This window comes from Thiomonas sp. TH-17, from assembly GCF_057473305.1.
On sequence record NZ_JBYCKI010000145.1, the window covers coordinates 1 to 11,377 of the forward strand.

Here is an 11,377-nt window from a genome sequence, read left to right on the forward strand (position 1 = left end):
CCCCGCTGTCTCTGGGCATCGAGACCATGGGCGGCGTGATGACCAAGATGATCACCAAGAACACCACGGTGCCGACCAAGCATGCACAGGTCTATTCCACGGCGGATGACAACCAGCCTGCGGTGACCATCAAGGTATTCCAGGGCGAGCGCGAGATGGCGGCTGGCAACAAGCTGCTGGGCGAGTTCAACCTCGAAGGCATTCCGCCGGCTCCGCGTGGCACGCCGCAGATCGAAGTGACCTTCGACATCGACGCCAACGGCATTTTGCACGTCAGCGCCAAGGACAAGGGCACCGGCAAAGAGAACAAAATCACCATCAAGGCCAATTCCGGGCTGAGCGAAGAGGAAGTGCAGCGCATGGTGCGCGATGCCGAGGTGAACGCGGAAGAAGACCACAAGAAGCGCGAACTGGTCGATGCCCGTAACCAGGCCGACGCCGCCGTGCATTCGGTGCGCAAATCGTTGAGTGAGTATGGCGACAAGATCGATGCGGGCGAGAAATCCGCTATCGAAGACGCGCTGAAAGCCGCCGAGGAGTCGATCAAGTCGGAGGACAAGGCCGAGATCGAGGCCAAAACCAGCGCCCTGCTCGCCGCCAGCCAGAAACTGGGCGAGAAGATGTATGCCAACCAGGCCGGCGAACAAGCTGCTGCGGGTGCCACAGCCGGTGGCGCCAGCAGCCAGGCCGCGGGCGACGACACCGTGGTCGATGCCGAGTTCAAGGAAGTGAAGGACGGCAAGGCCTGATCGTCGCCACACTTGAAGTCTCCCGACGGGAGGGCCGCTGATCGCGCGGCCCTCCCGTTTGTCCATTGTTATTGAACCGATTCGCAAGGCAGAACCCGTGGCAAAACGTGACTACTACGAAGTCTTGGGCGTGAGCAAAAACGCCTCGGAAGACGAGATCAAGAAGGCCTACCGCAAGCTGGCCATGAAGCACCACCCCGACCGCAATCAGGGCAACAAAGACTCTGAAGAACAGTTCAAAGTCGTCAAGGAAGCCTACGAGTGCCTGTGCGACACCCAGAAGCGTGCCGCCTATGACCAGTACGGCCATGCCGGGGTCGACCCCTCGGCGGGCGGATTTGGCGGATTCGGAGGCGGTGCGGGGGGATTTGGCGACTTCGGCAACATCTTCGACGAGATTTTTGGCGGCGGGCGCCGCGGCGGTGGCGGTGGTGGGCCGCAGGTTTACCGCGGCAACGATCTGAGCTATTCGCTGGAAATCAGTCTCGAAGACGCGGCAAACGGTGTGAACAAAAGCCTGCGCATCCCCGGCTGGGAAGAATGCAGCACCTGTAACGGCAGCGGCGCCAAGCCCGGCACCAAGCCCATCACCTGCACCACCTGCCACGGCAGCGGTCAGGTGGCGCAGCGCATGGGGCCGTTCGCCATGCAGCAGACCTGTCCGACCTGCCACGGCACGGGCAAGCTCATTCCCGAGCCCTGCACGGCCTGTCATGGCCGTGGCCGCATCCAGAAACAGAAGACCCTGGAAGTGCAGATTCCCGCGGGCATCGACTCGGGCATGCGCATCCGCTCCACGGGCAATGGCGAACCCGGCGTCAACGGCGGGCCGCCCGGTGACCTGTATGTGGAAATCCATATCAAACAGCACCCGGTCTTCGAGCGCGACGGCGACGACCTGCACTGTCACGTTCCGGTGAGCATGGCGAAGGCGGCTCTTGGCGGCGGCATCGATGTACCCACGCTGGGCGGCAAGGCGGAGATCGATCTCCCAGAAGGCACGCAGGCCGGCAAGACCTTCCGCCTGCGCGGCAAAGGCATCAAAGGCCTGCGCTCGAGCTATCCCGGTGACCTCTACTGCCACATCACCGTGGAGACGCCGGTCAAGCTCAACGAGGAACAGAAACGGCTGCTGCGCGAGCTCGACGAGTCGCTGAAAAAAGGTGGCGATCGCCACTCGCCGCAAGCCAAGTCGTGGTTCGACAAGGCCAAGGAATTCTTCAAACCCGTTTGAGCAGAACCTCGGGTCTGCCCAAATGAGCAGGTCCATGCCAAGGGGTGCGAAAATAGCGCCCTTTGTCATCACAAGAGCATCATGGACGCAGAACGCCTCAACGCCATCACCAACCGAATTACCGACCTCCAGCAGCGCGTTCAAGCGCTAAGGGGGTATCTTTGACTTCGATGCCAAGTCGTCGCGGCTGATGGAAGTTGCGGGTGCGCTCGAAGACCCGCTGGTCTGGAACGACCCCAAACGCGCGCAAGAGTTGGGCCGCGAGCGCAAGTCGCTCGAAATCGTGGTGCTCGGGCTGGAGAGCCTGACCACGGCGCTCGCCGATCACAGCGAACTGTTCGAGATGTCCCGCGAGGAAGGCGATGATGCCACCTGCGAGGCCATCGAGGCCGATGTCGAGAAGTCTGCCGCCGAAGTCGAAGCGCTGGAGTTCCGCCGCATGTTCTCCAACCCGCTCGACCCCAGCAATTGCTTCATCGACATCCAGGCTGGCGCCGGCGGCACCGAGGCCTGCGACTGGGCCAGCATGCTGCTGCGCCAGTACCTGCGCTACTGCGAACGCAAGGGCTTCAAGACCGAGGTGATGGAAGAGACCGAGGGCGACGTGGCCGGCCTGCGCAGCGCCAGCATCAAGATCGAGGGCGACTACGCCTATGGCCAGTTGCGCACGGAAACCGGTGTGCACCGCCTGGTGCGCAAGAGTCCGTTCGACTCCTCCGGCGGACGCCACACCAGCTTCGCCAGCGTGTTCGTCTACCCCGAGGTGGACGACTCGATCGAGATCGACATCAACCCTGCCGATGTGCGTACCGACACCTTTCGCGCCAGCGGCGCCGGCGGCCAGCACATCAACAAGACCGACTCGGCGGTGCGCCTGACGCACATTCCCACCGGCATCGTGGTGCAGTGCCAGAATGATCGCTCGCAACATAAAAACCGCGCCGAAGCCTGGCAGATGCTGCGCTCGCGGCTGTACGAGCACGAGATGCGCAAACGCATGGCCGAGCAGCAGACGCTCGAATCGACCAAGAGCGACGTGGGCTGGGGCCACCAGATCCGCAGCTATGTGCTCGATCAGAGCCGCATCAAAGACCTGCGTACCAACGTCGAAATTTCCAACACTCAGAAAGTGCTCGACGGCGATCTCGACGAATTCATCACCGCCAGCCTGAAGTCCGGCCTTTGAACCGCACGGCTCGCGTTTTCTCTATCGCCCCCCCAATCGCCCCGCTGAAACCCGCCCTGCCATGACCGCCAAACCCGACACGCCTGCCCGCATCACCCGCCTGGCGGAGTACACCCCGCCGTCTTACGCCATCGACAGCGTGCACCTGCGCTTCGATCTCGACCCCGCGAAAACGCGCGTGCACAGCCGCATGGCGGTGCGCCGCATCGAAGGCGTCGCCGAGTCGGCCCCGCTGGTGCTCGACGGTGAAGACATCACCCTGCTGACGCTGAAGGTGAACGGCGAATTCGTCGCCTTCCGCCAAGACGGCAACACCCTGGTGCTCGACAAACTGCCCGAGACGTTCACGCTGGAAATCGAAACCCTCAACGTCCCCCAGGCCAACACCCAGTTGGCGGGGCTCTACATGTCGGGCGGCGCGTTCTTCACCCAGTGCGAAGCCGAGGGCTTTCGCCGCATCACCTATTGGCCCGACCGCCCGGATGTGATGAGCCGCTTTCACGTCACGCTGCGTGCCGACAAGGCGCAATACCCGGTGCTGCTGTCCAACGGCAATCTGGTGTCGCAGACCGACCTGGACGGCGGCCGCCATGAAGCGGTGTGGGACGATCCGTTTCCCAAGCCCTGCTATCTGTTCGCCCTGGTTGGCGGCAATCTGGTGTGCCGCGAACAGACCGTGCGCGCCGCGTCGGGCAAGACGCATCTGCTGCAGGTCTATGTACGCGCGGGCGATCTCGACAAGACTGAGCATGCGATGGAGTCGCTGATCAAGTCGATCGCATGGGACGAACAGCGCTTCGGCCTGAGCCTCGATCTGGATCGTTTCATGATCGTGGCCGTGAGCGATTTCAACATGGGGGCCATGGAAAACAAGGGCCTCAACATTTTCAACACCAAGTATGTGCTGGCCAATCCGGCCACCGCCACCGATGCCGACTATGACGGTATTGAGAGCGTGGTCGGCCACGAGTACTTCCACAACTGGACGGGCGACCGCATCACCTGCCGCGACTGGTTTCAGCTCAGTCTCAAGGAAGGCCTCACCGTCTTCCGCGACCAGGAATTCAGCCAGGACCTGGCCGCCGCTTCGGGCGGTGAATCCGCGCGCGCGGTCAAGCGCATCGAAGACGTGCGGGTGCTGCGTACCGCGCAGTTTTCCGAAGATGCGGGCCCGATGGCGCATCCGGTGCGCCCCGAGCAATACCAGGCCATCGACAATTTCTACACCGCCACCGTCTATGAGAAAGGCGCCGAGGTGGTCCGCATGATGCAGACCCTGGTGGGCCGAGCCGGTTTTCGCAAAGGCATGGATTTGTACTTCCAGCGCTTCGACGGCCAGGCCGTGACCTGCGACGACTTTGCCCAGGCCATGGCCGATGCCAACCCGGGGTCTGCATTGGTGCAACACCTTGCGGCCTTCAAGCGCTGGTACAGCCAGGCCGGCACGCCGCGCCTACACGCCAGCGGCGCGCTCGATTCGGCCGCCCGCACCTACACCCTCACGCTGCGTCAAACCCTGCCCGACACCCCCGGCCAGTCCGGCAAGCAGCCGCAGGTCTTTCCTGTCGCCATGGGCTTGCTCGACGACCGGGGCGGCGCCCTGCCCCTGTGGCTGCAAGGCCAGGACAAGGGCGCTTCAACCGTGCTCGTGCTCACTGAAGACCAGCAGACCTTCGTCTTCGAACAGATCGATGCCGACACCGTCACCCCCTCATTGCTGCGCGGCTTCTCCGCCCCGGTGATCCTCGATTACGCCTACACCGATGCCGAGTTGCTGCATCTGCTCGCCCATGACGCCGACCCCTTCAACCGTTGGGAAGCGGCGCAGCGGCTGACGCTTTCGCGCCTGCTCGGCGCGATTCGCGGCGAAGCTCTGCATCTCGATGTCCCTTATCTCGACGCGCTGCGCGCCGTGCTCCGCGACCCTAAGCTCGATCCGGCGTTCAAGGATCTGCTGCTCACCCCGCCCGGCGAGGCCTACATCGCCGAGCAGCTTGAAGAGGTCGATCCGCCTCGCATCCACCGCGCCCGTCAGGCGCTGCGCACCGCGCTGGCGCAGGAACTCGCGCAGGACTGGCAAACCCTCTGGGACACCCTCACGCCCGAAGGCGGCTACAGCCCCGATTTCGCCAGCGCCGGCCGCCGCGCCCTGCGCAATCTGGCCCAGGCGCATTTGTGCGAACTGGGACAGGCAACCTGGCTGGGACGGGTCTATCAGCGCGTCAAGGATGCCGACAACATGACCGACCGCTTCGCCGCGCTGGCCGCGTTGGTGCATGTTGGCGCCGATCTCTCCAAGCCAGCGCTGGAGCGCTTCGCCACCCAGTTCGCCGGTGAAGCCCTGGTCCTGGACAAATGGTTCGCGCTGCAGGCCAGCGCCCCAGACCACGACGGGCAGCAACTCGACCGTGTGCACGCGCTGATGCGGCACCCCGCCTTCTCCATCCACAACCCCAACCGCGCGCGCAGCGTGCTGTTCGCCTACTGCCAGGCCAACCCCGGCGCCTTCCACCGCGCCGACGGTGCGGGCTACGCCTTCTGGGCCGAACAGGTTCAGGCGCTCGACGCCATCAATCCGCAGGTCGCCGCCCGGTTGGCGCGGGCCCTCGACCGCTGGCGAAAACTCGCGCCCGCCTATCGCGAAGCGGCGCAACAAGCGCTACGCACCGTGGCAGAAGGCGCCACGCTGTCTTCCGACACCCGCGAAATCATCGAACGCGCCCTGGCCGATTGATCGCAGCTCGCCCCTTTCCTTCCAGAGACTCCCCATGACCCAATCCGTCAACCTCACCCGCTATCTCGTCGAACAGGAGCGCGAGCACGGCGTCATCACGCCCCAACTGCGCCTGCTCGTCGAAGTGGTCGCCCGCGCCTGCAAACGCATCAGCATCGCCGTGAACAAAGGCGCGTTGGGCGATGTGCTCGGCTCCGCCGGCACCGGCAATGTGCAAGGCGAAGTGCAGAAGAAGCTCGACGTCATCGCCAACGATGTGCTGATCCACGCCAATGAGTGGGGCGGACATCTGGCCGCCATGGCCTCGGAAGAAATGGACACCGTGTTCCCGGTCTCCGAGCACTACCCGCGCGGCGAATACCTGCTGCTGTTCGACCCGCTCGACGGCTCGTCCAACATCGACGTGGACGTCACCATCGGCACCATCTTCTCCGTGCTGCAATTACCCAAGAACGTCGGCGAAGTGAGCGAAGCCGACTTCCTGCAAGCCGGCGCCAAACAGGTCGCCGCAGGCTATTGCGTTTACGGCCCGCAAACCCAGCTCGTGCTTACCCTGGGGCACGGCGTGGCCGTCTTCACCCTCGACCGCGAACAAGGCAGCTTCGTGCTCACCCAGAGCGATCTGCAAATTCCGCCGAGCACCAGCGAGTTCTCCATCAATATGTCCAACCTGCGCCACTGGGCGCCGCCGGTCAAGCGCTACATCGACGAATGCCTGCAAGGCAAGGACGGCCCGCGCGAGCGCGACTTCAACATGCGCTGGGTGGGCAGCATGGTGGCCGACGTACACCGCATCCTCATGCGTGGCGGCGTGTTCCTGTATCCGTGGGATCAGCGCGAGCCGAACAAACCCGGCAAGCTGCGCCTGCTGTACGAAGCCAACCCCATGAGCTTGCTGGTGGAGCAAGCCGGCGGCGCAGCCACAACTGGCTCGCAGCGCATCCTCGACATCGTCCCCACCTCGCTGCATGAGCGTTGCAGCGTGATGCTCGGCTCGCGCGAAGAAGTCGAACTGCTGCAGCGCTACCACGCCCAGACCGTCTGAACTGAAAAGTAAATCCCGCCCCTGGTATAGAATGGCGGGCTTTGCCGGTGTAGCTCAGTTGGTAGAGCAGCGCATTCGTAATGCGAAGGTCGAGGGTTCGACTCCTTTCACCGGCACCAATAAAAACAAGCACTTAGGCCAGCTCTTCGGGGTTGGCCTTTTTGCTTCCTTGGCCTCATGTAGCCACCATGTAGCCGCGCTGCCGTGCAATCAATTGCACAAACAAGCCGAGAACTTCCCCGCTGCAAAACGGTCAAAATCTACAAAGAATTGCGCGGAATCAGGGAAAACGATTCCCAGAAATTTCCCGTGGCCTTTTTCGCAGTGCAATAATTCCCTTGCCAGACACCCGGCGTGGCACGCCATATGAGAGACAGAATATGAAGCCCAAATCCCTTCTGCTGCGCATCCTTGGGAAAAAGGAAGGCAACCAGTGGACTGTGATGTGCCTTGATTTCTCTCTTGCAGCTCAGGCAGACACCTACGACGAGGCGCACCGCCTCCTGCAGGCACAGATCCACAGCTACCTTAAAGACATCTTTGAGGGACCAGATCGCGAATTTGCCGAGACCCTGCTCCGGCGTAGAGCCCCGCTGCGATACTGGTTCGCCTTCTACTATTTCCGCTTCCTTCAGGCCCTGCGGCGTGACGGCGTTCCAGTCGGGCACCACCTGGGCTGCGAGACAATGCCTCTTACGGTTGCATGAGCGGGGCGCAGCCACCGCTCACGTGCAACGACGTCAAGCGCATTCTTCGCAACCTCGGATTCGCCTACTGCAACACCGAGGGATCCCATGAACAATGGAAGCGTGAAGATAAGCGCGGCTTCTATAAGGTAACGGTCGACTGCCCGAAGGCGCCCTTCAGTCCATTCCTGATCGGCGCAATGGCGCGGCAGGCCGGCGTATCAAAGAGAACCTTCTACAAGGCCCTGCACAAGTAGTGCCGGCCCAGAGGCCTTCTTGTTACCCGTTGCGGATTTCCCGACACCAGCAGCGGGCTTCCCGTGCATGTAGGCCACAGCGACACGCGCAGCCTTGAGCTGCATGCGGGTCGGTCGCACCTTTCCTTGCATGACTTGCAGCAGGAATTTCAACGGGTCGCGTGTCCGTACCTTCGGCGGGTTGCCTGCAGCCGCAAAGCCGCTGCCGATGCTAGGTTTCCGTCCAGCGCCAGGCCGCGCACCGCCGCTACATCCTTTCTTGCCGCTCATTTGAATAGCTCCAAATCACCAAAATAAAGTCTGCGTGAGATACCTGAGTGGTCTATGGGCCGGTGCTTCGTAGAGATTTGACCGCCCCCCGGTGCCTGTGGCCTGCGTACAGCGTCGCTGTGCGCCTATCGCGTTTGGGTCAGGGGCTTGCCTATCTCCGGCGCCAGCGGCTTGTGCGGCCTGCTGTTCGCAGTCTGCAAAAAAGATGGCGCGGCCCGCCCCCTAAGAAAAGCGTCCGCGCCGTGCCGGGGTTTTTGCATGATGTGGCACTCACCGGCTAATCCACACCCAGCACGCCGCCTAAGCGGCCCCCGCTGGGAAGGGTCTTGATCGTTAACCGCGCAGGCCAGACACGACGGCAAACGCCTGCGGGTAGGTGATCGCGACGTCGACTCGGGCGTGACAAACAAATGCAATCTGCCCATTCGCGGCGAACAGTTCGCGCGCCATTTGCACCGAAACGCTCTCACGGAACACGAGGGCCATGCGACCGAAGTCGCCTACGAACATCTGGGAGCAGTCATTGCTGGTGCCCGTGGTCAGATTGTTCGGGATCTGCGACGTGGACAACATCTTGAGCCCGGCCAGAAGTGGCGGCGCTTGCAGCGGCTGGCCGGTGGTGTCCACCATGCCACCAGAACCGACACGCGAACGGTGCGACATGATGGCCGCGGTCGGCGCTGGCGCGTCGGCGTCCAGGATGGCTTGATATGCGGCAAACAAGCTCTTGTAGTAGCCCGCGGCCAGCGTTGCGCCGTTCGTGCCGTTGCCCACGGCGTTGACGCCAGCGACGTTCGCCAGGCCGCGCGGTTCAGGCGCGGTGCCAGAGCCCAGTAGCGCGGTGCGGTCGATCTCCTGCGCAAACGCTTGGCCGATGGCAACCTGCAGTGCTTGGCTCAAGTTTGAGGCATCGCTCAACAATTCACGGCTGACTCGCAGGATGAAGGCCAGACTTTTTGGCTCCACAACGATCCCGCGGAATGTTGGCGCGCTCTCCACGACGGCCCCATTTTCGGCCCGCCAGCCAGCGGTGGGCAGGGCATCAATTGCGGCAATCGTGGTGCTCTTGGCGCCGTCGCCAACGCCATCAAGCATCACCATGTTGGCGCCCGCCAGGGTCACGGTTGAAGCCGCACTCAAACCCTGCAGGATGCCGCCCAGCACGTTGCTGGGCAATGCATATCCACCGCTGGCGTCGGTGCCAGCAGCGAGTGCTTTCCGAGAGAGTTCCCCGCGTGCCTTCTGGCCTGCAACTGCCCGCAAAAAATCGGCCAGGGCGTCGGGCTCATCCGGTTCGGCGATGAGGCCAGCTTGGCGCATGCGCGCCTCGATGTTGTCGCCATGCTTGAGGGTCAGGATCGGGCGGCCGTCCTTGCTGACAAATTGCGGTGTCTCGCCAGCGGGGGTGCCCCCAGCGGTGCCGCTGGCGAAGCCACTGCCGGGCCGCGCAGCGTGGCGCTCCAAGGCGGCCAGTCGTGTGTCGTTGTCGCCCTTGAACTGCTCGAAGGCGACGCCGATGCCGTCCAGGTTTTCGGCAATCGCCTTGAGGCTGATGTCTTCGCGTTTTTCATAGGCGCCAGCCGGTGCGGCGGCGATCTTGGCGAGCAGTGCGTGCACGTCGCTGGTCATACGGGTGATGGTTTTCATGGTCAAGCCTTTCAAAAATGTGGAATGAGGTGCCTGCGCTTCGTGTCCTCGCCAGCCCCGGAACGTCCCGTCCCGCTGGGTTGCCGATCCCACAGAATCGCTGCCGCTTCAAAACCGCTGAAAGACCCCAACGTCCCGTCAGGCTGCCCATCATGTGCGCGTTTGTCGCTGCCGTGCAGATGCCTGCACTTGCCCAGCGCCAGTGCGTCCCGCACTGCTACGCCGATCATGGGCGGCGATGCTAGCACAGCATGCAGCATTACTGCAAGGATTCGGGTTCAAGATCTTGCCCGCCAAGTGGCATGACCTCGCCGTCAGGCAGGGTCAATTCAGCACTCCATGTCGCCAGCTTGGTGGACGGCGCAAGTTGTATGCGCAGCGTTGCAATAGCGCCAGCTGCGATTGCTCCGCGGATCGCGGTCGATGCTTCGGGGTCGCCGCCGCAGGTGCGGCGCAGGGTTTCGTCGAGCAGGCGCCCTGCGGCTTCCAGGGCATCAAATGCGATTTTGTCGGTTGGGTTGGTCATGTTGTCTCTCGGTGATGTTGTTCGTTGTCTGGCGTAAGGCGTGGTGGGATTTGCGTCGAATGGCTGCGCCGAATTCAATGCGCTTAATCCCCCCGTACCCCCCGCGCCTATTCGGCGCATTCGGCGCAGGCCGAATGCACCAAAGGGCTTAATGCGCCTAATTCCTCATTCGGCGCATTCGGCGCATTCGGCGCAGCAGCCCACACTTCCCGCGTTTTGCGCTGCGCCGTGTTGACGGTCTGGCGAACAATCCGCCCCCCTTGTTCGAGTCGGATCAATGCGGCATTGATCTCTTTCGGTGGTGGCACACGCGCTGCGCTTATCCGCAGCATTTCCTGAATCACACGCGCAGACGGGAGCGCGCCAGCGGTAGCCGTGCCCACTGCCCGGCCTGACTGTGCCGCGTCCGCGATGGCCTGCAACACGTCCTCGTCTACCGGCGCGATGTCCTCCCACTTCCGCGCTGGCGCGCTGACAGGCAGCATCACCCCCTCGTCGTCGCGCTCGAAGTACAGCGGGGAGATACAGCGGCCCAGGTTGGATTTCTCCTGCGTCAGTTTGACCAGCCCCCCGCGCTCTTGCGTCAACACCAAGCGGCTGCGCACGCTGTTATGCCACGCCGTCGAACCGCTGTAACTCTCGGTGCCGCCTCCGCGTTTCGCTGCATCCTTCGGCAGGTGCTGGAGCATCAAGACCGCGCCGCCATTGCTGCGCACTAGACCCCCAAGGCGCCGAATGAAGGCTCGCACCAGGCGCCTTTCGTTTTCGTTGGCGTCGTAGGCGTCGCTCACGTTGTCGATGATCCAAACGTCAACACCTTGCATCGCTTCAATCTGCTGCATTGCCGCTGTGGCGCGCAGGCGGTGAATGCCGCGGTCGCTGTCCTCGGTCATCAGAGGCCCAGCCTCGGAGCCGTCAAGGATCGTCAGCCCCTGTGCAACTTCATCCGTAAGCGTCCCGCCAACCCCTCTTGACACCCGAAGTGAAGGTCAGGTGCTGGCGGCAGGGGTGTTGGTTTTTGCCCAGTTATGCGGCAGCAATTC

10 protein-coding genes and 1 tRNA gene are annotated in these 11,377 nt (G+C 63.0%); 8 read left to right on the forward strand and 3 right to left on the reverse strand.

Translation table 11 applies throughout. The features are described from left to right. The 8 genes from AC2VLV_RS08715 to AC2VLV_RS08750 form a co-directional block, all read left to right on the forward strand. Positions 1-749 (forward strand): Hsp70 family protein (locus AC2VLV_RS08715; RefSeq protein WP_486989616.1); only part of this gene is annotated, 749 nt, incomplete at its 5' end. Between the two features lie 97 nt (positions 750-846). Beyond that, positions 847-1,983 (forward strand): molecular chaperone DnaJ, encoded by a 1,137-nt coding sequence (gene dnaJ, locus AC2VLV_RS08720; protein ID WP_486989617.1) that lies wholly within the window; start codon positions 847-849, stop codon positions 1,981-1,983. An 81-nt stretch (positions 1,984-2,064) separates the two neighbouring features. Continuing rightward, positions 2,065-3,169 (forward strand): peptide chain release factor 2 gene (gene prfB, locus AC2VLV_RS08725; protein WP_486989618.1). Its coding sequence is split into 2 segments (ribosomal slippage): positions 2,065-2,145 and positions 2,147-3,169, totalling 1,104 coding nucleotides; the frame shifts between segments, so codons are not numbered across the junction. 61 nt (positions 3,170-3,230) lie between these two features. Then, the gene (gene pepN, locus AC2VLV_RS08730) at positions 3,231-5,903 is read left to right on the forward strand and encodes an aminopeptidase N (protein ID WP_486989619.1); all 2,673 of its coding nucleotides are present in this window, start codon (positions 3,231-3,233) and stop codon (positions 5,901-5,903) included. 34 nt (positions 5,904-5,937) lie between these two features. Further along, complete coding sequence (locus tag AC2VLV_RS08735; RefSeq protein ID WP_486989620.1) at positions 5,938-6,948, forward strand: class 1 fructose-bisphosphatase; 1,011 nt, start codon at positions 5,938-5,940, stop codon at positions 6,946-6,948. Positions 6,949-6,991: 43 nt separating this feature from the next. Next, positions 6,992-7,067, forward strand: a tRNA-Thr gene (locus AC2VLV_RS08740). 261 nt (positions 7,068-7,328) lie between these two features. Continuing rightward, positions 7,329-7,655 carry a hypothetical protein gene (locus tag AC2VLV_RS08745; RefSeq protein ID WP_486989621.1) on the forward strand — a complete coding sequence of 109 codons (327 nt, stop codon included), beginning with the start codon at positions 7,329-7,331 and terminating at the stop codon, positions 7,653-7,655. Next, positions 7,652-7,891 (forward strand): type II toxin-antitoxin system HicA family toxin, encoded by a 240-nt coding sequence (locus AC2VLV_RS08750; protein ID WP_486989622.1) that lies wholly within the window; start codon positions 7,652-7,654, stop codon positions 7,889-7,891. The genes AC2VLV_RS08745 and AC2VLV_RS08750 overlap by 4 nt, the downstream gene beginning before the upstream one ends. 603 nt (positions 7,892-8,494) lie before the next feature. Here AC2VLV_RS08750 and AC2VLV_RS08755 read toward each other — a convergent pair. The 3 genes from AC2VLV_RS08755 to AC2VLV_RS08765 form a co-directional block, all read right to left on the reverse strand. After that, positions 8,495-9,808, reverse strand: a complete 1,314-nt coding sequence (locus AC2VLV_RS08755) for a phage major capsid protein (RefSeq protein ID WP_486989623.1) — start codon at positions 9,806-9,808, stop codon at positions 8,495-8,497. A gap of 259 nt (positions 9,809-10,067) precedes the next feature. Further along, on the reverse strand, positions 10,068-10,334 hold the full coding sequence (locus tag AC2VLV_RS08760; RefSeq protein WP_486989624.1) for a hypothetical protein: 267 nt from the start codon (positions 10,332-10,334) through the stop codon (positions 10,068-10,070). 107 nt (positions 10,335-10,441) lie between these two features. Then, positions 10,442-11,311, reverse strand: a complete 870-nt coding sequence (locus AC2VLV_RS08765; protein ID WP_486989625.1) for an AAA family ATPase — start codon at positions 11,309-11,311, stop codon at positions 10,442-10,444. Positions 11,312-11,377 lie beyond the last annotated feature (66 nt).

Coding starts and splice junctions, on each gene's coding strand:
- pepN (WP_486989619.1), top strand. CDS start 3,231: ATGACCGCCAAACCCGACACGCCTGCCCGCATCACCCGCCTGGCGGAG.
- AC2VLV_RS08735 (WP_486989620.1), top strand. CDS start 5,938: ATGACCCAATCCGTCAACCTCACCCGCTATCTCGTCGAACAGGAGCGC.
- AC2VLV_RS08745 (WP_486989621.1), top strand. CDS start 7,329: ATGAAGCCCAAATCCCTTCTGCTGCGCATCCTTGGGAAAAAGGAAGGC.
- AC2VLV_RS08750 (WP_486989622.1), top strand. CDS start 7,652: ATGAGCGGGGCGCAGCCACCGCTCACGTGCAACGACGTCAAGCGCATT.
- AC2VLV_RS08755 (WP_486989623.1), bottom strand. CDS start 9,808: ATGAAAACCATCACCCGTATGACCAGCGACGTGCACGCACTGCTCGCC.
- AC2VLV_RS08760 (WP_486989624.1), bottom strand. CDS start 10,334: ATGACCAACCCAACCGACAAAATCGCATTTGATGCCCTGGAAGCCGCA.